Origin of the sequence: Corynebacterium sp. HMSC065D07, assembly GCF_001810695.1 — a bacterium.
In the GTDB taxonomy this organism is placed as follows: Bacteria; Actinomycetota; Actinomycetes; order Mycobacteriales; family Mycobacteriaceae; genus Corynebacterium; species Corynebacterium hesseae.
Genome location: NZ_KV802448.1, coordinates 151,924 through 171,852 on the forward strand (window position 1 = coordinate 151,924; position 19,929 = coordinate 171,852).

Genomic DNA, 19,929 nt, shown 5'->3' on the forward strand with positions numbered 1-19,929 from the left:
GGTGGCGCCAGGGTCCTCTGTCTTAAACTGAAAAGGAAAACACCAATGGCAAACCTCATTGACAAGGTTGATGCAGCTTCGCTGCGCGACGATATCCCGTCCTTCCGCCCGGGCGATACCCTTGACGTCAACGTCAAGGTGATCGAGGGCTCCACCGAGCGTACCCAGCTCTTCAAGGGTGTCTGCATCCGCCGTCAGGGCGCTGGCATCCGCGAGACCTTCACCGTGCGTAAGGTTTCCTTCGGCATCGGCGTTGAGCGTACCTTCCCGGTTCACTCCCCGAACATTGCCTCCATCGAGGTAGTCCGCCGCGGCCGCGTTCGCCGCGCCAAGCTGTACTACCTGCGCGACCTGCGCGGCAAGAAGGCCCGCATCAAGGAGCGCCGCTAGTTCTAGCTGCTCTGTAGCCCTCAGCCCTTCGCTTCCACACCGATTCTTGTGGGTAAGGCGGAGGGCTTTGTGCTTGTCAAGGCCTCTCGTGCCGAGCCGCATACCGGGATGTCGGCGCGCATTGCTAGGATTTAGCCCGTGGAAAAAGAAAACGACATTACTGAAGGTTCCCAGGGCGTGGGGAAAGAGGCGTCGGAAAGCGCAGCACCTCCAGCTGAGGAAAAGAAGCAGATGCCTTGGTTGCTGGAGACCGCACTGGTGGTGGTTTCCGTGCTTGCGGTCGTCGGTGTTTTCCAAAACTTTGTGGGCCGGCAGTACGTCATTCCATCAGGGTCGATGGAGCCGACCTTGCATGGCTGTGAAGGCTGCAATAATGACCGTATTTTTACCGAGAAGGTCTCCTATTACGGCGACAAGAACCCAGAGCCCGGTGATGTCGTGGTGTTCAAGGGAACGCCGGACTGGGACAGGAATTGGGTATCGCCGCGTTCCGACAACCCGGTCATCCACCGCATTCAGGATGCGCTGAGCTACGTTTCGCTCACTCCGCCAGATGAGAACACCCTGGTCAAGCGTGTTATTGCTACCGGTGGTCAGACTGTGTCCTGCCAGGAGGGTGATCCGGCGGTCATGGTGGACGGCAAGCCCATCGAACAGGACTATGTGCAGGACCCGCCGACGTATCGCGTTGATGAGACCACCGGTTCTTACGCCTGTGGCGGCGCGTATTTTGGCCCCGTGACCGTGCCAGAGGGCAATATCTGGGTGATGGGAGATAACCGCACGGCTTCCGCGGATTCGCGCTATCACATGCAGGATCAGTACCAAGGAACGATCCCGCTGGAGAACGTCCGCGGCAAGGTCATGTTCGTCTTCTTCCCGTTCAACCGCATTGGTGGAGTCGATGACCCGGACATCCAGTCCTAGGGGCCGCGATGTCCTCACGGCGCTAGCACTCACCTTCGTGGTGCTGGCGCTAATTCAGGCTTTAGTGGGGCGGATGTATCTCATCCCGTCTTCCTCCATGGAACCCACCCTGCATGGCTGCCCGGGGTGCACGAATGACCGCATCGCCGTGCAGAAGGTGAGTTATTACTTCAGTGATCCGCGCCCCGGAGAGGTTGTAGTCTTTGCCGGTCCTGACTCGTGGAACACGTCTTTTGAGGTCAAGCGGTCCCGCAACGTAGTGGTGCGCGGACTGCAAAACATTGGCGCCGTTGTGGGATTGGTGCCTAATGGCGACAACATCCTGGTCAAACGCGTCATCGCTACAGGTGGCCAGACCGTGTCGTGTCAGGAAGGGGATCCGGCCGTCATGGTGGATGGCAAGCCCACTAACCAGGACTTCGTTCTGGATCCGCCGGAGATTCCGATTGATGAACGAGTGGGATCGCAAGCCTGTGGCGGCGCCTACTTCGGCCCGGTTACCGTCCCGGAAGGCCATCTGTGGGTGATGGGGGATAACCGCACGAACTCCTTGGATTCGCGCGCGCACCTCGGGGACAACCTGCAAGGCACAGTTCCTGTTGAGAACGTGCGCGGCAAGGTCGCCGCCGTGGTGGTTCCGGTTAGCCGTGCGCAAACTATCGATGACATGCCGTTATAAACGCTATGCGCCGACTGAAACAGAAGAGAACCTATGAGGTCGCGCTCTCCAAGGCAGGGTTCGGTCCAGTTGCAGGGGTGGATGAAGCTGGGCGCGGGGCATGCTGCGGGCCAGTGACCATCGCCGCGTGCATCTTGCCGGAGCGCATCCTGCCCGGCTTGGAACGGCTTGATGATTCGAAGAAACTCACGCCGGCGGCCCGGGAAAAGCTGGAGCCGCTGATTAAACGCCGCGCGCTAGCGTGGTCGGTGGTGCACGTGGGCGCGAAGGACATCGATACCTTTGGCATCCAACACGCGAATGTCTCAGGGATGCGCCGGGCGGTGGCACGACTGGGGGTCCGCCCGGGTTACGTGCTAAGCGACGCCCTCTTCGTCCCCGGTCTGCCCGCCCCGCAGCTGCCGATCATCGGTGGTGATGCCGCCGCGCGATGCATCGCCGCGGCAAGTGTCCTGGCCAAGGTGTCCCGTGATCACCTGATGATGGAGCTGGCCAAGCAGTACCCGGGATATGCCTTGGAAAGCCATAAGGGCTATGGCACGGCAGTACATCAGGAAGCTATCGCCCGGCTGGGGGCGACTCCTGAGCACCGCATGAGCTATCGCAATGTAGCTGACGCACATGCGCGATTCCTCGCGCGCGCCTGAAGCCTTATTCAGGACGCGGGAACTAAGCTGGTGCTGATTCTGTGACACCGTGAATCCGGGTAATTGTGAGCGAAGGAGAAGCACACCGTGAGCGCTGAGGAACTCGATAACTACGAGGCTGAAGTCGAGCTGTCGCTGTACCGCGAATACCGCGATGTGGTCAGCCAATTCTCCTATGTAGTGGAGACTGAACGTAGGTTTTATCTGGCCAACGCTGTGGAGCTTATCCCGCATACGTCGGGTCCGGACGTCTACTACGAGGTCCGCATGTCTGATGCTTGGGTCTGGGATATGTACCGCTCGGCGCGTTTTGTGCGCTACGTCCGTGTAATCACCTACAAGGACGTCAATATTGAGGAGTTGGACAAGCCGGATTTTGTCCTACCGGAATAGAGCTCTAGGTAAGTGATCTAGATATAAGTGGGTGGGGAACGTCATGTTGGTGACCCCGGACTAGTTATCCACAGATTTGCGGTGGCGAGGCATTAAGTCCTCGCCACAACGCAGTTAATGGGGTGTTCTGGAAGTGCCGTAAGGGGGTGTGCGGCACGGGAATTGTCTTGTGTCGTGCTTGCGGCGTGTTGTGTACACGTTCAATTCCAAGGAGCACCATAGTGACAAGAAATCTAGCAACCACTTTGCATTCACCGACAGTGGGCCAGACCATCCGCCCGGCGGATGCACTGGGAAAAGCGGGGGAGAAATTCGCCGCTGACTTTTATCGTGCGCGCGGGGCGCAGGTCATCGCTGCGAACGTCCACTACCGTGTGGGCGAGCTCGATCTCGTCGTGCGTGAACCCGATGGGACCATTGTCTTTTGCGAAGTAAAGACTCGGGCAAACCGCAATTTCGGCGTCGCGGAAGCAGTAACCCCACGCAAGTTAGCGCGCTTGCGCAAGGCGGCCGCGCAATGGCTGAGCGCCGCACGGAGCGAAGGGCAGGCGTTGAGCAAGGTCCGTTTCGACGTACTCGGGCTGGTAGCCACCGGGGCGAAGTCGGGGGAGGCGTTCGAGGTGGACTACTTCCAGGGAGTCGATCATGGCTCTCGGTAGGTGCGACACGATAGCGCTGGATGGGGTCCTGGCCCGGGTGGTCACGGTGGAGGCCAACGTTGGCCCCGGGCTGCCGGGGGTTCACGTGGTGGGGCTGGGGGATGCCGCAATCTCAGAGTCGCGGGATCGCATCCGTACTGCGGTAAGCAATTCGCACTTGCCGTGGCCCAAGACGAAGGTGGTGGTGTCCATGTCACCGGCCTCGCTGCCTAAAGCAGGGGCGCACTTTGATCTCCCGATGGCCTTGGCAATTCTAGGAGCAGGCCAGGCGGAGAAGAGTCGCCTTAGCGGGGCGCTGGTTCTTGGTGAGCTGGGGTTGGACGGGCAGGTACGCCCGGTCTCCGGCATCATCCCGGCCATTCTGGCTGCGCGTTCACAGGGCTATGACACCCTGATCATTCCGGTGGGAAACGCTGCGGAAGCAGCATTGGTGTCCGGCATCACGGTACTCGTGGCTGAAACGCTGTGGGATGCTTTTGCGTGGGCGTGCGGGAGTGATTGCCTGCCGGACGCGCACCTCATTGCGCATGCGGCAGCGCCTGCGTGTGAGCAAGTCGCCGATTTCAGCGAGGTGGCAGGCCAGAAGGAAGCCAAGTGGGCGGCGGAAGTTGCTGCTGCCGGCGGCCACCACGTGATGATGGTGGGTCCACCCGGCTCCGGTAAGTCGATGATTGCCTCGCGCTTGCCGGGGATTCTGCCGCGCCTGAGCACAGAGCAAGCAGTGGAAGCCACGGCCATCCACTCGGTGGCGGGAGCCGTCGGCACCGCTATCTCACGGGCTCCGTTCATTGCTCCGCACGCTTCGGTAACGAGGGCCGCGCTGATCGGTGGCGGCTCAGGGCGCCCACGGCCAGGAGCGGTGAGCTTGGCACACCATGGCGTGCTCTTCCTCGATGAAGTCAGTGAGGTGCCTGCGCAGGTACTCGATAGTTTGCGCGCCCCCTTGGAAGAGGGACAGGTGCGCCTGACGCGGGCTAGCCGGGAGGTTATCTTTCCCGCCCAATTCCAACTAGTGCTGGCTGCGAATCCCTGCCGGTGTGGAGCCGAAGAACCGGCGCGTTGCGAGTGCCGCGTATCAGACAGGATGAACTACTTGTCCAATTTGTCGGGGCCGCTGCGGGACCGCCTCGACATCATCGTGTCCCTGTCGGGGCAATCAGCGGTGCTCCAAGCGGAAGGGGAAGAGACCTCCGAGGTCATCGCCCAGCGCGTGGCCGCAGCCCGGGAACGCATGAAGACGCGCTGGGAGGGCGACGGGTTGGGAAGCGTGGTCAATGGAGCAGTTCCGGCTTCATATTTGCGGCGCCACCGCCCAGCAGCGGAGTCTGCGATGATCATGCTCGCCGCCTACCTGGCGGAAGGGGAGCTAAGCCAGCGCGGGGTCGACCGCGTTCTGCGTTTGGCGTGGACGCTGGCAGACCTCGATGGATCATCTCGCCCTGAGTTAGAGCACGTCAGCCGGGCGCTGGATCTCCGTGGGGCTGGGACGATCGAAAGGCTGGCGGCATGAGTGAGCTCAATCTATCGAGTAGCCGGCATACCTGGGCCTATCTCAATCGCGTGGTGGAGGGTCCTTCACCAACTCTTCACGGGCTGTTGACCCAATACTCGGCTGAGGAGATTGCTCGGGGAATCTACAAAGGAGAGGATTGGATTGGGCCCCTGAGGCAAGCCACGGCTTCGCGGCGTGAGTGGCTGCGGCAAGATGAAGACCTGGCTGTAGCAGAAGCGCAAGGCGCTCGGCTTATTACGCCCGCGGATGCTGAGTGGCCCGGGGAAGAGTTCTCCCGTGCCTTCGGTTTCTATCATCAAGGGGTGGTTGATGCCCCGGCAACGTTTGATGACCAAGCAGTTCCACCGCACAGTCTGTGGGTACGCGGTGGAAACCTGCGCGAAGCGGTATCTCAATCTGTGGCCCTCGTGGGCACGCGCGCGGTGAGCAGGTATGGCTGGGAGGCTGCGTCACTCTTAGCGGGTGGCTTGGCGGCTCATCAATGGACAGCGGTGTCCGGCGGGGCGGTAGGCGTTGATACGGCGGTCCATGAAGCAGCCCTCGATGCGGGCGGACTGACCGTCGCTGTGGCGGCCTGCGGCATCGATATCTCTTACCCAGCGCGAAATGCGAAACTCTTTGACAGAATCGCCGAGAAAGGATGCATCGTGTCTGAGTTCGCGCCGGGCACGCGGCCGCAGAGATTCCGCTTCTTATCCCGCAACCGCCTCGTGGCGGCGATGACGAGCGGCACTGTGGTGGTCGAAGCGGGGTTCCGCTCTGGTGCTCTTAACACGCTGAATTGGGTGGAAGCGCTGGGCAGGGTTGCCATGGCCGTACCGGGGCCCATTACGACATCTGGTTCCTTGGGGTGTCATCAACGAATTCAGGATGGGCGCGCCCAATTGGTGGCGTCTGCGGATGAAGTTCGGGGGTTGGTCGGCAAAGCAGGAGAGGTAGATGTGGTGGGGCAGTATGAGCTCGAGTTTCAGCCGACTGCTGTGCAGCGCCTGTCCCGCAATGAGCTTCGGGTCTATGACTCCACTCCACCGGAAAGCGCGGAGGAAGGCGCGAGCGCTGAGGACATAGCGGCGGCCGCGGGTATGCGGGTGGCGTTGACCATTCACCTTCTCGTGGCGATGCAGAAGATGGGCGTGATTACTCGCTCGGGAGCGATGTGGCAGCGCACCTGAGTACACTCATGAGACATGAGTGGTGTAAGTGGTAGCGGTGAGCGGCACGTGGGCGGACAGCTGGACGAGGCGATCGAAGACTTCGCGGAATACCAGCGCATCGTCCGCGGCCGTTCCGACGCGACCGTTCGCGGCTATTGCTCCGACCTGCGCTTGCTGGCGACGGAGGTCCCGGACTTCTCAGCGTTCACACTGAATTCCCTGCGCGAATGGTTGGCCCACGCCGTTTCCGAGGGCAAATCCCGCTCCACGCTGGCGCGCCGCACCGCCGCGGTGCGCGCTTTTTCCACATGGGCTGCGCGTGAAGGCTATTTAAAAACTGATGTGGCGCAGCGTCTGGCCACGCCCAAGGTGGGCAAACACTTGCCGACGGTGATGTCGCCTTCAGCGGCGGGGGAGCTGATGGGCAATGCCGTCTCCGCCGATGAGATCCATTTCCTGCGCGATAGCGCCATGCTCGAATTCCTCTACGCCACCGGTGCGCGCGTGGCTGAGCTCGTCGGTCTCAACATCGGGGATATCGATGTGTCCCGCCGCACTGCCCGCGTGACCGGTAAAGGAAACAAACAGCGCGTCGTCCCGTTCGGGGATGCAGCTCACGATGCGCTTTGTGCCTGGTTGGAAACGGGCCGTCCCCAGCTTGCGGGTGATACGGAGGCGGTGTTCGTGGGCACCCGCGGCGGGCGTATCGACCCCCGCCAAGTCCGCCGTGTTGTCGAGCGCGCCGCGCAAGTGACGGGAACGCCGGGTTTGACCCCGCACGGGTTGCGCCACTCGGCGGCAACGCATCTGCTCGAGGGCGGAGCGGATTTGCGTATTGTCCAGGAGCTGCTCGGGCACTCTTCATTACAGACCACGCAGGTCTACACGCACGTCTCCGCCCAGCGGCTTAAGGACGTCTACGCCCGCGCCCACCCACGGGCTTGAGGCGAATGACAGGTTCCCCAAGCAAGTCCAGCGGATTGATGTAATCCTCGCGTCCCTCAATCGCGCCCCAATGCAGTCCCGGATAGCCGTCCACGGACGGGGCGAGGGTGCCAATCACGTCTCCTTCCTGTACCCGGTCACCTTTCTTGACCCGCGCAAACACTGGTTGATAGGTCGTGCGCAGGCCGTTTCCATGGGCAATCGATAGGGCGGGTTTGCCCGCGATCGAGCCGGCGAAATACACGACACCATCGCCGGCCGCGAGGACCACCCCGCCGACAGGCAGGTCCAGATCGACACCGCGGTGGCCCGCCATCCAGCGCTTTTCGGGAGGCTCAAAGCCGCGCAAAACACGCGAAACGACAGGTTCCCCGGTGGTGGGGTCGACGTAGGCGGCGGCTAGGGGGACGTCGACAAGCGCGGCCCAAGCACACAGCAAGACGGATACATAAAGAAGACGGTGACGCATGCCTCCAAGCCTGCGCGCTGACGCCTCTTCAGAGAAGGGGTGCAGCCGCTGTTGTGGATAACCTGTTAAAGAAGAGGCCACTGTTGCGGCAGGGGAGAAGACCGTAGAGTCATCAACAATCCTGCTGAGATAAATCAGGCCCGTCGTTTGGAATCACCGTGTGTGCAGTACTAAGCTAGCCCACAGCAGTCTGTGCTCAGGCCTAAAGGCTGGTGCATGGATTGACTACGCGCGGCGAAGCAGCCGCTTCCTGGGTTAAGGAAGAGGCAGTCTGTGGTTGACGTGGTCCCCGCAATAGTGGGGTGTTGACCAGGGCCTTCGTTGCTAGGGTGCGGAATAAAACACCGCACAATTTTTGCAAAACCGAAACAACATATAGAAAGCGAGCGAAACATGGCAGTCGTAACCATGCGCGAGCTCCTCGACGCTGGCGTCCACTTCGGTCACCAGACCCGTCGCTGGAACCCGAAGATGAAGCGCTTCATCTTCACCGACCGTAACGGCATCTACATCATCGACCTGCAGCAGACGCTGACCTACATCGATGAGGCCTTCGAGTTCGTTAAGGAAACCGTCGCACACGGCGGAACCATCCTCTTCGTTGGTACCAAGAAGCAGGCTCAGGAAGCCGTTGCTGAAGAGGCAACCCGCGTGGGAATGCCCTACGTTAACCACCGCTGGCTCGGCGGTATGCTCACCAACTTCCAGACTGTCTCCAAGCGCCTGAAGCGCATGAAGGAGCTGCAGGCTATGGATGCGGCTGAGGACGGCTACAAGGGCCGCACCAAGAAGGAAGTTCTGATGCTGACCCGTGAGCGCGCCAAGCTGGAGCGCGTCCTGGGCGGTATCTCCGACATGACCAAGGCTCCGTCCGCACTGTGGATCGTTGACACCAACAAGGAGCACATCGCGGTCAAGGAAGCTCAGAAGCTTAACATCCCGGTCGTCGCCATCCTGGACACCAACTGTGATCCGGATGAGGTTGACTTCCCGATTCCGGGTAACGACGACGCCATCCGCGCTACCAAGCTGCTCTCCGGTATCATCGCCACCGCTGTGGAAGAGGGCAAGAAGGCTCGCGAGGAGCGCCAGCTGGCTCAAGCCAAGGAGGCCGCCGGCGACAGCGCTGAGAAGGACACCCGCGACGCCGCTGAGGCCGCCGCTGCGTCTGACCCGGCTTCCGCAGAGAAGTCTGAGGACGCTGAGAAGTCCGCAGAGTAATCTGCACACCTTAAGCCCCCGTACCGCACGGCCCACAGTGTCCGCGGCGATGGGGGCTTTTTCTCACGTGTTTTCTTAGCGTGCTAAGACGCGTGGCACATTAAAGGGTTGAAAACACCACGCTGAAGGTCTTCAGATTCTTCGCTGGGGGAGCTGGCGAAAAAACTAGCACCCCCTCAACGCGACGTGGTGGTAGTGATTCCGCTACGCTGTTTCAACGAATACCGTTCAATTCCAAGGAGGATCGCTCCAACTATGGCGAACTACACTGCTGCAGACGTAAAGGCATTGCGTGAGGCCACCGGCTCCGGCATGCTCGATTGCAAGAAGGCTCTCGAAGAGTCCCAGGGTGACTACGACAAGGCCGTTGAATACCTGCGCATCAAGGGCGCAAAGAACGTGTCCAAGCGCGCCGAGCGTGAGGCCACCGAGGGCCTGATCGCCGTTTCCGGCAACACGATGGTCGAGATCAACTGTGAGACCGACTTCGTGGCTAAGAACGAGGCTTTCAAGGCTTTTGCCGCCAAGATCGCTGAGGCTGCCGGTGAGGCCAAGGTCAACTCCGGTGAGGAGCTCAACAACCTGGAGATCGACGGCAAGAAGGTCTCTGAGATCGTTGACGAAGAGTCCGCAAAGACCGGCGAGAAGCTGCAGGCCCGCCGCGCAGTCACCATCGAGGGCGACAACGTTGCTGTCTACCTGCACCAGCGTTCCGCTGACCTGCCGCCGGCAGTGGGTGTCCTGGTCTCCTACGAGGGCAACGCAGAAGGCGCTCACGCAGTGGCACTGCAGATTGCGGCTATGAACGCCGAGTACCTCACCCGCGAGGACGTTCCGGCTGAGGTCGTTGAGAAGGAGCGCGAGATCGCTGAGGCCACCACCCGCGAGGAGGGCAAGCCGGAGGCAGCCCTGCCGAAGATCGTGGAAGGCCGTCTCAATGGCTTCTACAAGTCTGTGGTTCTGCTTGAGCAGGCAGCTCTGTCTGACTCCAAGAAGACCGTCAAGCAGGTCGCAGACGAGGCCGGCACCACCATCACCGGTTTCATCCGCTACGAGGTTGGCGCTTAAGCTTTACTAGAGCTTTCGTAGCTAGGGAGTATTGCCCCGTAGCTGTGGTTTCTCCCTCCTCCTCTTCATCCCTGTGGCCGCCTGGCCGGTGGGGAAGAAGCGGGGGAGGGAGTTTGCTGTTTTCTGCCGCCCCTTAGGGTGGGGGTTGTGCGCAGCTGAATATATAAGAGCGGCTTCCTATGGTTAAGATGGAACGGAATTATTCGTGCGCTTAACTGAAGCGTCGCCATGCGTGAAGGAGACGATGAAGACCGTGACTAACCCTGAACCGAAGCGAACCGGATACAAGCGAGTCATGCTGAAGCTGGGCGGTGAGATGTTCGGCGGTGGCAAGGTCGGCATCGATCCTGATGTCGTAGAAAACGTCGCCCGCCAAATCGCCGAGGTAGCCGAACAAGGAACTGAGATTGCCGTCGTTATCGGTGGCGGTAACTTCTTCCGCGGAGCGGAGCTGTCCCAGCGCGGTATGGACCGCGCTCGCTCCGACTACATGGGCATGCTGGGTACAGTCATGAACTCCCTGGCGCTGCAGGACTTCCTCAAGCAGCAGGGCATCGACTGCCGTGTGCAGACGTCCATCAACATGGCACAGATTGCGGAGCCGTATCTGCCGCTGCGCGCCGACCGCCACCTAGAAAAGGGGCGCGTGGTTATCTTTGGCGCCGGCATGGGCATGCCGTACTTCTCCACCGACACCACCGCAGCGCAGCGCGCGCTGGAGATTGGTGCAGAAGTCCTCTTCCTGGCCAAGGCTGTCGACGGCGTCTATTCCGCCGACCCGCGCACGAATCCGGACGCGGAGCTCTACTCCGAGATCACCCCGCGCGAGGTCATCGAGAAGAACCTCAAGGTGGCTGATGCTACGGCGTTCAGCCTGTGCATGGATAATAATATGCCGATTCTGGTCTTCAACCTCCTCACCGAGGGCAATATCAAGCGCGCCGTGAACGGCGAGAAGATCGGCACGCTGGTCCAGTCTTAGTACAAACGGGCCGCGACCTGCTACATTCTTTCCCAGTACTTTTGACTATTTCAAGGGAGTTGTAACCCTCATGATCGACGAGATTCAGCTCGAAGCTGAAGAGCACATGACCGCCTCGGTGGAGCACGCCCGCGAGCAGCTGATCACCATCCGCACCGGCCGCGCCAACCCAGCCATGTTTAACGGCTTGGTCGCTGAGTACTACGGTGTGCCGACCCCGATTACCCAGATGGCAACCATCTCGGTTCCTGAGCCGCGCATGCTGCTCATCAAGCCTTATGAGCAGTCCGTGATGAATGAGATTGAGAACGCAATCCGCAACTCGGATCTCGGTGTGAACCCGACCAATGATGGTCAGGTGCTGCGCGTTACTATTCCGCAGCTGACTGAGGAACGCCGCCGTGAGATGGTCAAGCTGGCTAAGAGCAAGGGTGAGGACGGCAAGATTGCTATCCGTAACATTCGCCGCCGTGCCATGGAGCAGCTGAAGAAGCTGCAGAAGGACGGCGATGCTGGCGAGGACGAGGTCATCGCTGCAGAGAAGGAAATGGAAAAGATTACTTCCGGCTACATCGAGCAGGTGGACAAGCTCGTCGCCAATAAGGAAGAGGAGCTCATGGAGGTGTAGCCTCCACACACGAGCTTTGACTTGCCGCCGCGCCAGGCACCGACCAGCACGGCGGTCTTTTCTGTGTAGAGCTTAAGCACCCACGACTACCTGAGGAGCATGCGTGAGCACTGAGCACCCGAGCCGGATGCCGAAACCCAAGAATTCCGCGGGCCGAGACATGCCTGCGGCGATTGCCGTCGGCGTCGGCTTGGGCGCGCTCGTCGTTTTTGCGGTGTGGGCCGGGCCTTTGGTGTGGTATCTCGTCGTCGCCACCGCAGTGGGCTTGGGCATGTGGGAGGTTCTCACCCGGTTGCGGGAGCACTCCTACTATGTCCCGCGCACCCTGCTGATCGTTCTTGGCCAAGCCATGGTGTGGGTCTCGTGGTTCCTCAACGCCCCGGGCCTCGTTGCGGTGTATGTGGTTGCGGTTCTGGCGCTCATGTTCGGGCGCCTCTTCCACAACGGCAGGCACCGTCCGCCAATTAACTATCTCCGTGATATGTCGATGGGCATCTTCGTGCTGACCTGGATACCCCTCTTTGGCACGTTTGCCGCGATGCTTTCGCGGGTGGAGACGCCCTTTGCCTCGGGGGCGGCGTCGATTGTCGTGTTTATGCTCTGTGTCGTCGCCTCAGACACCGGTGGTTTCATCGCCGGCGTGATGTTTGGCTCGCACCCCATGGCCCCGGCGGTCAGTCCCAAAAAATCGTGGGAAGGCTTTGCCGGTTCGGTTGTTTTCGGAACCCTTACCGGCGCGCTTTCTTTCGCATTCCTGCTTCACCACAAGCCGTGGGTGGGCGCACTGATGGGATTGGGTCTTGTCTTTTGCGCCACCCTCGGTGACTTGGTGGAATCCCAGTTCAAGCGCGAGCTAGGCATCAAGGACATGTCTGCCTTGTTGCCGGGACACGGCGGCATCATGGACCGCTTGGACGGCATGCTGCCGTCCGCGATGGTGACGTGGGTGGCAATGAGCTTCCTTACCACCCTCGCACCTTAAGGCTTAGCGGCGAGCTTGCTTGCGCACCTGGCGGCGTAGCTCGAACATGCGCCAGCCGCCTACCAGGGCCATGATGAGCGCACCGGAGATGGCACAGATGAGGTAGGTGACGCCGGCAGGGAACTGGACGGTCCAGTTAAGGAAGTTGAGCGGTACCTGGTGCTGGTTCTGCAGGATGAAAATGATGAGGACGATGAGCAGTAGGAAGCCCACGATCAGGGCGATCCACGTGCTGGCTGCGAAGGAGCCCTTCACCTTGCCATCATTTTTCTCCGCATAGTCCGAAGTTGTCGGAACCGGTTCTACTGAACCTTCGGTGGCGGGGGCTTCCGCGGTGTAATCATTCAGCGGCTCCTCGGCCGGAGTGGTGGAGGGGCGGAATTCCTCGGGGGAGTTTTCTGGATTCGTCATGCATCTATTAAATAGGTTGAGATGTCACTTTCGCCACTCCAGCAGAACTTAGATTGGATAATGTGGCCGAAAACGTGGAAAATGGGCTCTACCATGGCTGAACCACTGAAACTGAATTTCTCCGCTCCGCGGCGCGGGCTACCCCCGAAGCACTTCGCGGACCTGACCGAGGCCGAGCGCATTGAGGCGCTCGCGGAACTTGGCCTGCCCAAGTTCCGGGCAAAGCAGCTGGCCAAGCACTACTACGTCCACCACACCGCTGATGTCTCTGAGATGACGGATATCCCGGCCGCCTCCCGCGAGGCGGTGCAGGAGCGTTTGTTCCCCACGCTCATGGAGCCCATTCGTCAGACCTCTACCGATGATGGGGAAACCACCAAGTCCCTGTGGCGTTTGCACGACGGCACTTTGCTGGAATCCGTGCTCATGCGCTACCCAGGGCGCGCAACACTGTGTATCTCCTCCCAAGCTGGCTGCGGCATGGCCTGCCCGTTCTGCGCCACCGGCCAGGGCGGGTTGGACCGCAACCTGTCCACCGCGGAAATCGTGGAGCAGTTTAGGCACGCTGCTCGCCTCATGGAAGAGGAAGGCGGGCGCCTAAGCAACGTTGTTTTCATGGGCATGGGTGAGCCGCTGGCTAACTACAAGCGCGTGGTTCACGCGGTGCGCCAGATTACCGGTGCCGACTTAAGCGGTTTCGGCCTTTCCCAGCGCAATGTCACGGTGTCGACGGTCGGCTTGGCACCGGCTATCCGCAAGCTCGCGGATGAGGACTTGTCCTGCACCCTCGCCGTCTCCTTGCACACCCCGGACGATGAGCTGCGCGATACCCTCGTGCCGGTCAACAACCGCTGGCCGGTTGAGGAGGTCCTCGATGCCGCTAAGTACTACGCCGACAAGTCTGGCCGCCGCGTCTCCATTGAGTACGCGTTGATCCGCGATAAGAATGATCAGGATTTCCGCGCTGACATGTTGGGCCGGAAGCTGCATGCGGCTCTGGGCTCCAAGGTCCACGTCAACGTGATCCCGCTGAACCCCACGCCGGGCTCGGAGTGGGATGCTGCCCCGAAGGCGCGTCAGGACGAGTTCGTCCGCCGCGTCATTGCGCAAGGCGTGCCGTGCACCGTGCGCGATACCAAGGGCGATGAGATTGCCGCGGCCTGTGGCCAGCTCGCCGCCGACGAGCGCGAGAGCGCTTAAGAGCTCTGCTTACAGTTTCCTAACAATAGTTTCGCCGGAGGAGAAAGCATTAATGGTTCTTGATACCGTTAATGCTTATGACTCATCCTTATCGCGAGGACTTAGCCGCAGATCCACGCACCCAAGCTTTAGCGGTGCGCGATCTGCGCAAGTCTTTTGGTTCTCAGATTGCCGTCAACAGCCTCAACCTGGATGTACCGCGCGGATCCATCTACGGGATAGTGGGGCCCAATGGCGCGGGCAAGACCACGATGCTGACCATGGCGTGTGGCCTCCAGCGCCCTGATGCCGGCCACAGCTTCATCGCCGGCCACAACGTGTGGGAAGAGCCCATCCCCGCCAAACAGGCCATGGGGCTGCTCATGGATGGGGCGCCGGTCTTTGACCGTCTCACTGGCGCTGAATACCTTCACTACCTCGGCGCCCTTCACAAGTTGGAGCGCTCCGAGTCGCTGCGCCGTGCGCAGGAGCTTCTCGACGCCCTCTCCCTCTCCGAGGCCGCCGATAAGCGCATCGCGGACTATTCCGCCGGCATGACCAAAAAGATTCTCCTGGCCGGGGCCGTCCTGCACAACCCGGAGGTGCTTATCCTTGACGAGCCTCTGGAAGCCGTGGATCCGGTCTCCGGGCGCCTCATCCAGCAGATGCTGCGCGCCTATGCCTCCCGCGGCGGCACGGTTATTTTGTCCTCGCACGTCATGGAGCTCGTCGAGGGGCTGTGCGACCACGTCGCCATCATCAACGGCGGCCAAGTCATAACCGCGGGTCACGTCGACGATGTCCGCCAGGGCCAAAGCCTGAGCGATCTCTTTATCGCGGCCGTCGGAGGGCGGGACCTGGATGCCTCGAAGTTTGGGTGGCTGCGTTCGCCAGCGGCAGGTGACGCTGAATGACATCCACTCTGTTCAGCCTCCATCGCACTCTGTGGTGGCGAAGCGTTTCCTCCAACCCGGCGACGCTCATGATGGGGCTCATGATGCTGATCTACGGAGCAATCGGCCTCTTTTCCATCGCAGCCATGGTGTATGCAGATATCACCACGCCCGGACACGGCTACCAAGCATTGACCGTCGGCGTGGCGGGCGGCATGCTCATCTACATACTCCTCGCTCTCTTTATGCCGGCGGGAGAGAATCAATTGAGCCCGACAACCCTGGGCGCACTTCCGTTGACTCCCCGCGAGGTCCTTCCAGGCTTGTTCTTCTCCGGCCTGCTGACTACCCGCGCCATCATGTCAGTCGTCTTTTCCCTGGTGTATGCGATCATCGGCAGCATTTTCCTCATCCTGACAGGAACCGGGTGGGCTGCGGTTCCCTTCGTCGTGGGCATGGTGCTGTCGTGCGCGACGACCATCATTGTTGGCGAATGTCTTGGCCAAGTGGCTTCCGCTATCGCGGATTCCCAGAAATCCCGCACCCAAATTGCGGCGATGGTGGTTATGGGCCTGCTGGTCTTTGGCATGCTGCAAGCACAGAGCGTCCTCGAGTCCTTGCCTCCGCTCGATTCGGTGGGCGCCATCATGGCCTGGACCCCGTTGGGTGCCGGGGTGGGGTGGGCGCTCGCGCTTGCCGACGGCCACCTCATCACCGCCCTATCCCAACTCTTGATCGCGGTGGCCAGCCTTGTCCTACTGGTATGGGTGTGGTCCCGTCAGATAGGCGGCCTCATGCGCAACCCCGGAACAGGCGGTGACGCAGCCAGCGAAGTGACGGGCAAGGGCGTGTCTAAGTTGGAGTTGGGCGCCTGGTCTTATTCCAGCCCGGCGGCGATGGAATACTCTCGCGCACTGCGTTATCTCACCCGCGATAAGCGGCAAACCGGCATGCTCTACACGATGCCTTTGTTTGGCGTGCTGACCCTATATCAGTTGTGGAAGGGCGATGATTTCACCGCATATTTCATGCTGTGCTTCAGCGCGATCGTGCTCTCTTCGCTCTTGGCTAATGATTATGGCTTCGATGGGCCATCGAATTGGGTCCACATGGTGGCGCCGGTTGCTCCGCGTACCATCCTTCATGCGCGCCACCTCGCACACGTCACTATTCCCTTGATCGGGTTTGTGCTGCTTGCCGTAGTGGTTCTTGTCTTTAGCGACAACTTCACCTTGGGCATGTTGTGCACAGCTGTGGCTCTAGGCGTGTTCATTTCCACGGCGGCGGTGGGCTTGGGACTGACCGTGCTCAACCCTTATCCCTTGTCCGCCCCGGGACAGAACCGGTGGAATGACAAATCCGGCTATTCCGCTGGCGCTTTCTTCACGGCGTTTGTCGGCATGATGCTGGTGTGGGTGCCCGCGCTTCCCGGCATCGTGGTTTCTGCCCTCAGCTATGAGCGCGGCGGCTGGCTGCTGTACGCCGCTGTGATAGTTTCTCTGCTGGTTCCGTCACTTGTCTACGCTGCTGTCTGGCGCTTCGCCGGAAAGAGGGCGCAGGAGCGAACCCCGGAGATTTACGCCACGGTTAACCGTTACGTGAGCTAGGGGTTGAGCAGATAGAACAAAAGCTCCCTTCCATGTGCAGTTCATTCATGAACTGCGGGAAGGGAGCTTTTGTTTACAGCGAAGAAGCTTTAGTTAGCCACCGGCTTGGCAGCGTGGCGGCCTTCGGTTACGCCGCGGAGGTGAGCAACGCGGGAGGGCTCAATGTTGAGGGCGCGCAGCTCGTCATCGGTCAGGGAAGCGTAGACGTTGCCAACGGTCTTCTGCTCGTATGCCCAGTCCGGCTCCTCGTGGCCCACCGGCTTGTTACGGGCGGTCAAGGTGCGTACCTGGGAGAGCTTCGGCTGCAGAGCGTAAATGACCAAGCCGAGGGCGATGAGGACTGCCAGGGCGATAAGCCAGACCGTCTCTACGTGGCCCTTGTGGTTACCAAAGTTATAAGCAAGCAGGAACGCGACGGACGTCCAGCCGGCGATCTGTACGCCCGAGCGGCTGATGCGGGACCAACCGAAACCTGCGGACGGGACGTCATCGGTGGATACGCCGTCGAAAACCTGCGATGCCGGCTTGTGGGAAGACACTTGCTCTCCTTTGCGTGTACATGCGGCCCGCCCTGGTTAGAACTAGTTGCGTGAGGCGAGCGCACGAAAATGCCAGTTATTCTGTGTAGTAGTTTAAATGATCCTGCCGGCAACCGCGATTAAACACCCCCGCCTATCGCTATCGGAGTGCACGGGACTCCGACTAGGGTTGACCGGCTAGGGTTGAGAGGGTGAGTACCCAACGCATTCTTATTCTCGGCTCTACTGGCTCGATCGGCACCCAGGCTCTGGACGTTATCGCGGATAACCCGGATAAGTTCACAGTTGTAGGCATTGCCGCCGGCGGCTCCAACCCGCAGCTCATTATCGAGCAGGCTCGTGCCCTCAACCTTTCGTTTGACCACGTGGCCGTCGCCAAGCTCGATGCGGCACGGACTGTCTCCGAGGCCCTCGGCGGCACCGTGCTCTCCGGCCCAGATTCCGCAGAGCAGCTGGTTAAGGCCATCGATGCGGATAAGGTCCTCAACGCGCTCGTCGGTTCAATGGGCCTAGCCTCCACGGTTGCGACTTTGGAAAAAGGCGAGCTTCTAGCGCTAGCGAATAAGGAATCCCTCGTCGCTGGTGGCTCCATCGTGACCCGCCTGGCGGGGGAGGGCCAGATCATTCCGGTTGATTCCGAGCATTCCGCCATGGCGCAATGTTTGCGAGCGGGCAGTGATGTGGAGCTTGATCACCTCGTCCTCACCGCCTCCGGTGGTCCCTTCCGAGGCTGGACCCGCGAGGAGATGTGGGATGTCACCCCGCAGCAGGCTGCGCAGCACCCAACGTGGTCGATGGGGCAGATGAACACCCTGAATTCCGCCACGCTGGTCAACAAGGGCTTGGAGCTCATTGAGGCCACGCTGCTTTTCGACGTCTCCCCAGAGCGCATCGAGGTCACCGTCCACCCCCAGTCCATCGTCCACTCGATGGCGACGTTTACCGATGGCTGCACCATCGCGCAGTGCTCGCCACCGTCGATGAAGCTGCCGATCTCCCTCGCATTGGATTGGCCGCGCCGCGTGCCGGGTGCCCAGCCGGCATTGGATTTTTCCACCGCGCATGACTGGCATTTCGAGCCGCTGGATGATGAGGCCTTCCCAGCCGTTCGCTTGGCGCGCGAGGTAGCCGCCGCCGGAGGTACCCACGCTGCCGTGTACAACGCCGCCAACGAGGAGGCGGCCGCGGCCTTCTTGGCGGGGCGCATTCACTTCCCGGAAATTGTTGACGTTGTCAGCCACGTCGTGGATCAGGCCGCGCAGTTCGCTGGTGTACCCTCTAGCGTCGATGATGTCCTCGCCGTGGAAGGCGAGGCCCGCCGTCGCGCCAACGCGATGGTGGATTCGCTCGCTCGTTAGAAAGCCCTACGATCTATGGCAAATGTCCTCGGCATAGTTCTCTTCGCCTTGGGGATCGGCATCACCGTTGCCCTGCACGAGGCCGGTCACATGTTTAGCGCTCGTGCCTTCGGCATGCGCGTGCGCCGCTATTTCATCGGCTTCGGTCCGCGCGTTGCGTCCTTTACGCGTGGCCACACCGAGTATGGCCTCGCTGCCTTCCCGGTGGGTGGTTTCTGCGATATCGCAGGCATGACGGCGCAGGATGAGTTCCTCACGGAAGAGGAAAAGCCCTATGCCATGTATACGAAACCGGCGTGGCAGCGCATCATCGTGCTGGCCGGCGGCATCACCGTCAACCTGCTTTTAGGATTTATTATCCTGCTGCTCATCGCCATGACGACGGGCTTGCCCAACCCAGACGCGGATGTGCGCCCGCGCGTTGGCGAGGTGTCCTGCGCGGCGAATCAGAAGGCCGATGGTGAACTCGAACCGTGCCAGGGAGTAGGCCCTGCTGGTGAGGCGGGCGTGGAACCTGGGGACATCGTTCTTGCGCTGAACGGCGAGACCATGGACTCCTTTGCGCAGCTTCGCGATACCGTCATGAGCTACCCCGGCGACACTGTCACCCTCAAAGTCGAACGCGATGGCGAGCCGCGTGACTTCGACATCACGCTTGCTACGGTGACTCGACTCAACGCCGAGGGGCAACTGGTGGAGGTCGGCGCCATCGGTATGAGCAACCAGATTATCGATATCAGGGAGACCTACTCCTTTGTCGACGCCTTCCCGGCGACCGCCCGCTACTCGGGCTATGCGCTCAACGCCACGGTCCAAGGAATCGCGCAATTCCCAGCCAAGATCCCGGGCGTGGTGGCCTCCATCTTTGGGCAGGAGCGCGATGTTAACGGACCAATGTCTGTGGTGGGAGCCTCCCGGGTGGGCGGCGAGTTGGTCGAGCGAAGTCTGTGGTCATCCTTCTTCATGATGCTGGCCACCCTCAACTTCTTCCTCGCGCTGTTTAACCTCATCCCACTCCCGCCGTTCGATGGCGGCCATATCGCCGTCATCATTTATGAGAAGATCCGTGACGCCCTGCGCCGCCTCATGGGCAAGGACCCGAAGGGGCCCGCGGATTACACCAAGCTCATGCCGGTGACCTATGTGTTGGCTTTCCTCCTCATGGCGGTGGGTGCTCTCATCATGATTGCGGACGTGGTTAACCCAATTCGGCTGTTTGGCTAGTGATCCACCTGCGGTGCGCGGTGCTAGAGTAGGGGCGTTAAAACCCAATTAGCAAGGAGCA

The 19,929-nt window shown here is 60.8% G+C and carries 22 protein-coding genes; 19 read left to right on the plus strand and 3 right to left on the minus strand.

Annotated features, from left to right (window positions below):
- Nucleotides 1–45: 45 nt before the first annotated feature.
- The 9 genes from rplS to HMPREF2760_RS06425 all read left to right on the plus strand — a co-directional run bounded on the left by rplS (nucleotide 46) and on the right by HMPREF2760_RS06425 (nucleotide 7,307).
- Entirely contained in the window at nucleotides 46–390 is a 345-nt protein-coding gene (gene rplS / locus HMPREF2760_RS06385; protein ID WP_070533187.1) for a 50S ribosomal protein L19, read from the plus strand.
- A 231-nt stretch (nucleotides 391–621) separates the two neighbouring features.
- Nucleotides 622–1,317: a signal peptidase I gene (gene lepB / locus HMPREF2760_RS06390; protein ID WP_246823640.1), complete on the plus strand. Its 696-nt coding sequence runs from the start codon at nucleotides 622–624 to the stop codon at nucleotides 1,315–1,317.
- Nucleotides 1,295–1,996: a signal peptidase I gene (lepB, locus tag HMPREF2760_RS06395; RefSeq protein ID WP_070596893.1), complete on the plus strand. Its 702-nt coding sequence runs from the start codon at nucleotides 1,295–1,297 to the stop codon at nucleotides 1,994–1,996. Before lepB (HMPREF2760_RS06390) ends, lepB (HMPREF2760_RS06395) begins: the two co-directional genes overlap by 23 nt.
- Entirely contained in the window at nucleotides 1,993–2,643 is a 651-nt protein-coding gene (locus tag HMPREF2760_RS06400) for a ribonuclease HII (RefSeq protein WP_210386347.1), read from the plus strand. The genes lepB (HMPREF2760_RS06395) and HMPREF2760_RS06400 overlap by 4 nt, the downstream gene beginning before the upstream one ends.
- 87 nt (nucleotides 2,644–2,730) lie before the next feature.
- Complete coding sequence (locus tag HMPREF2760_RS06405; protein ID WP_005528899.1) at nucleotides 2,731–3,036, plus strand: DUF2469 domain-containing protein; 306 nt, start codon at nucleotides 2,731–2,733, stop codon at nucleotides 3,034–3,036.
- A gap of 221 nt (nucleotides 3,037–3,257) precedes the next feature.
- Nucleotides 3,258–3,695, plus strand: coding sequence for a YraN family protein (locus HMPREF2760_RS06410; protein WP_070596895.1), 438 nt, complete (start codon nucleotides 3,258–3,260; stop codon nucleotides 3,693–3,695).
- Nucleotides 3,682–5,205, plus strand: coding sequence for a YifB family Mg chelatase-like AAA ATPase (locus HMPREF2760_RS06415; RefSeq protein WP_070596896.1), 1,524 nt, complete (start codon nucleotides 3,682–3,684; stop codon nucleotides 5,203–5,205). The genes HMPREF2760_RS06410 and HMPREF2760_RS06415 overlap by 14 nt, the downstream gene beginning before the upstream one ends.
- Entirely contained in the window at nucleotides 5,202–6,380 is a 1,179-nt protein-coding gene (dprA, locus tag HMPREF2760_RS06420; RefSeq protein WP_070596897.1) for a DNA-processing protein DprA, read from the plus strand. Before HMPREF2760_RS06415 ends, dprA begins: the two co-directional genes overlap by 4 nt.
- A 15-nt stretch (nucleotides 6,381–6,395) precedes the next feature.
- Nucleotides 6,396–7,307 (plus strand): tyrosine recombinase XerC, encoded by a 912-nt coding sequence (locus tag HMPREF2760_RS06425; RefSeq protein ID WP_070596898.1) that lies wholly within the window; start codon nucleotides 6,396–6,398, stop codon nucleotides 7,305–7,307.
- Here HMPREF2760_RS06425 and HMPREF2760_RS06430 read toward each other — a convergent pair.
- Nucleotides 7,270–7,776 (minus strand): M23 family metallopeptidase, encoded by a 507-nt coding sequence (locus tag HMPREF2760_RS06430; protein ID WP_070533171.1) that lies wholly within the window; start codon nucleotides 7,774–7,776, stop codon nucleotides 7,270–7,272. The genes HMPREF2760_RS06425 and HMPREF2760_RS06430 overlap by 38 nt on opposite strands.
- A 393-nt stretch (nucleotides 7,777–8,169) precedes the next feature.
- On the opposite strand from HMPREF2760_RS06430, the gene rpsB reads away from it, so the two are divergent.
- The 5 genes from rpsB to HMPREF2760_RS06455 all read left to right on the plus strand — a co-directional run bounded on the left by rpsB (nucleotide 8,170) and on the right by HMPREF2760_RS06455 (nucleotide 12,657).
- A complete protein-coding gene (gene rpsB / locus HMPREF2760_RS06435; protein WP_070596899.1) occupies nucleotides 8,170–8,997 on the plus strand; it encodes a 30S ribosomal protein S2 in 828 nt (275 codons plus the stop codon).
- A gap of 255 nt (nucleotides 8,998–9,252) precedes the next feature.
- Nucleotides 9,253–10,065: a translation elongation factor Ts gene (tsf, locus tag HMPREF2760_RS06440; RefSeq protein ID WP_070596900.1), complete on the plus strand. Its 813-nt coding sequence runs from the start codon at nucleotides 9,253–9,255 to the stop codon at nucleotides 10,063–10,065.
- A 244-nt stretch (nucleotides 10,066–10,309) separates the two neighbouring features.
- Nucleotides 10,310–11,047, plus strand: coding sequence for a UMP kinase (gene pyrH / locus HMPREF2760_RS06445; RefSeq protein WP_070533165.1), 738 nt, complete (start codon nucleotides 10,310–10,312; stop codon nucleotides 11,045–11,047).
- 70 nt (nucleotides 11,048–11,117) lie between these two features.
- Entirely contained in the window at nucleotides 11,118–11,675 is a 558-nt protein-coding gene (gene frr, locus HMPREF2760_RS06450; RefSeq protein ID WP_070533163.1) for a ribosome recycling factor, read from the plus strand.
- A 127-nt stretch (nucleotides 11,676–11,802) separates the two neighbouring features.
- Nucleotides 11,803–12,657: a phosphatidate cytidylyltransferase gene (locus HMPREF2760_RS06455; protein ID WP_180952038.1), complete on the plus strand. Its 855-nt coding sequence runs from the start codon at nucleotides 11,803–11,805 to the stop codon at nucleotides 12,655–12,657.
- A 3-nt stretch (nucleotides 12,658–12,660) separates the two neighbouring features.
- Here HMPREF2760_RS06455 and HMPREF2760_RS06460 read toward each other — a convergent pair whose 3' ends face one another.
- A complete protein-coding gene (locus HMPREF2760_RS06460; RefSeq protein ID WP_070596901.1) occupies nucleotides 12,661–13,068 on the minus strand; it encodes a LapA family protein in 408 nt (135 codons plus the stop codon).
- A gap of 93 nt (nucleotides 13,069–13,161) precedes the next feature.
- Here HMPREF2760_RS06460 and rlmN point away from each other — a divergent pair, with 93 nt between their 5' ends.
- From rlmN to HMPREF2760_RS06475, 3 genes are all read left to right on the plus strand, one after another.
- On the plus strand, nucleotides 13,162–14,268 hold the full coding sequence (gene rlmN / locus HMPREF2760_RS06465) for a dual-specificity RNA methyltransferase RlmN (RefSeq protein WP_070596923.1): 1,107 nt from the start codon (nucleotides 13,162–13,164) through the stop codon (nucleotides 14,266–14,268).
- Between the two features lie 71 nt (nucleotides 14,269–14,339).
- A complete protein-coding gene (locus HMPREF2760_RS06470; RefSeq protein ID WP_070533159.1) occupies nucleotides 14,340–15,161 on the plus strand; it encodes an ABC transporter ATP-binding protein in 822 nt (273 codons plus the stop codon).
- The gene (locus HMPREF2760_RS06475; protein ID WP_230310859.1) at nucleotides 15,158–16,747 is read left to right on the plus strand and encodes an ABC transporter permease; all 1,590 of its coding nucleotides are present in this window, start codon (nucleotides 15,158–15,160) and stop codon (nucleotides 16,745–16,747) included. Before HMPREF2760_RS06470 ends, HMPREF2760_RS06475 begins: the two co-directional genes overlap by 4 nt.
- An 89-nt stretch (nucleotides 16,748–16,836) precedes the next feature.
- Here HMPREF2760_RS06475 and HMPREF2760_RS06480 read toward each other — a convergent pair whose 3' ends face one another.
- A complete protein-coding gene (locus HMPREF2760_RS06480) occupies nucleotides 16,837–17,286 on the minus strand; it encodes a DUF2631 domain-containing protein (protein ID WP_070596902.1) in 450 nt (149 codons plus the stop codon).
- A gap of 191 nt (nucleotides 17,287–17,477) precedes the next feature.
- On the opposite strand from HMPREF2760_RS06480, the gene dxr reads away from it, so the two are divergent.
- Both dxr and HMPREF2760_RS06490 read left to right on the plus strand, forming a co-directional pair.
- Nucleotides 17,478–18,644 carry a 1-deoxy-D-xylulose-5-phosphate reductoisomerase gene (dxr, locus tag HMPREF2760_RS06485; protein ID WP_070596903.1) on the plus strand — a complete coding sequence of 389 codons (1,167 nt, stop codon included), beginning with the start codon at nucleotides 17,478–17,480 and terminating at the stop codon, nucleotides 18,642–18,644.
- Nucleotides 18,645–18,659: 15 nt separating this feature from the next.
- Nucleotides 18,660–19,868, plus strand: coding sequence for a M50 family metallopeptidase (locus tag HMPREF2760_RS06490; RefSeq protein WP_070596904.1), 1,209 nt, complete (start codon nucleotides 18,660–18,662; stop codon nucleotides 19,866–19,868).
- The last annotated feature ends 61 nt before the right edge of the window (nucleotides 19,869–19,929 follow it).

What these genes read in the sequence shown, in the direction of transcription:
- rplS (WP_070533187.1), top strand. Translation starts at nt 46, where the DNA reads ATGGCAAACCTCATTGACAAGGTTGATGCAGCTTCGCTGCGCGACGAT.
- lepB (WP_246823640.1), top strand. Translation starts at nt 622, where the DNA reads ATGCCTTGGTTGCTGGAGACCGCACTGGTGGTGGTTTCCGTGCTTGCG.
- lepB (WP_070596893.1), top strand. Translation starts at nt 1,295, where the DNA reads ATGACCCGGACATCCAGTCCTAGGGGCCGCGATGTCCTCACGGCGCTA.
- HMPREF2760_RS06415 (WP_070596896.1), top strand. Translation starts at nt 3,682, where the DNA reads ATGGCTCTCGGTAGGTGCGACACGATAGCGCTGGATGGGGTCCTGGCC.
- dprA (WP_070596897.1), top strand. Translation starts at nt 5,202, where the DNA reads ATGAGTGAGCTCAATCTATCGAGTAGCCGGCATACCTGGGCCTATCTC.
- HMPREF2760_RS06425 (WP_070596898.1), top strand. Translation starts at nt 6,396, where the DNA reads ATGAGTGGTGTAAGTGGTAGCGGTGAGCGGCACGTGGGCGGACAGCTG.
- HMPREF2760_RS06430 (WP_070533171.1), bottom strand. Translation starts at nt 7,776, where the DNA reads ATGCGTCACCGTCTTCTTTATGTATCCGTCTTGCTGTGTGCTTGGGCC.
- rpsB (WP_070596899.1), top strand. Translation starts at nt 8,170, where the DNA reads ATGGCAGTCGTAACCATGCGCGAGCTCCTCGACGCTGGCGTCCACTTC.
- tsf (WP_070596900.1), top strand. Translation starts at nt 9,253, where the DNA reads ATGGCGAACTACACTGCTGCAGACGTAAAGGCATTGCGTGAGGCCACC.
- pyrH (WP_070533165.1), top strand. Translation starts at nt 10,310, where the DNA reads ATGAAGACCGTGACTAACCCTGAACCGAAGCGAACCGGATACAAGCGA.
- frr (WP_070533163.1), top strand. Translation starts at nt 11,118, where the DNA reads ATGATCGACGAGATTCAGCTCGAAGCTGAAGAGCACATGACCGCCTCG.
- HMPREF2760_RS06455 (WP_180952038.1), top strand. Translation starts at nt 11,803, where the DNA reads ATGCCGAAACCCAAGAATTCCGCGGGCCGAGACATGCCTGCGGCGATT.
- HMPREF2760_RS06460 (WP_070596901.1), bottom strand. Translation starts at nt 13,068, where the DNA reads ATGACGAATCCAGAAAACTCCCCCGAGGAATTCCGCCCCTCCACCACT.
- rlmN (WP_070596923.1), top strand. Translation starts at nt 13,162, where the DNA reads ATGGCTGAACCACTGAAACTGAATTTCTCCGCTCCGCGGCGCGGGCTA.
- HMPREF2760_RS06470 (WP_070533159.1), top strand. Translation starts at nt 14,340, where the DNA reads ATGCTTATGACTCATCCTTATCGCGAGGACTTAGCCGCAGATCCACGC.
- HMPREF2760_RS06475 (WP_230310859.1), top strand. Translation starts at nt 15,158, where the DNA reads ATGACATCCACTCTGTTCAGCCTCCATCGCACTCTGTGGTGGCGAAGC.
- HMPREF2760_RS06490 (WP_070596904.1), top strand. Translation starts at nt 18,660, where the DNA reads ATGGCAAATGTCCTCGGCATAGTTCTCTTCGCCTTGGGGATCGGCATC.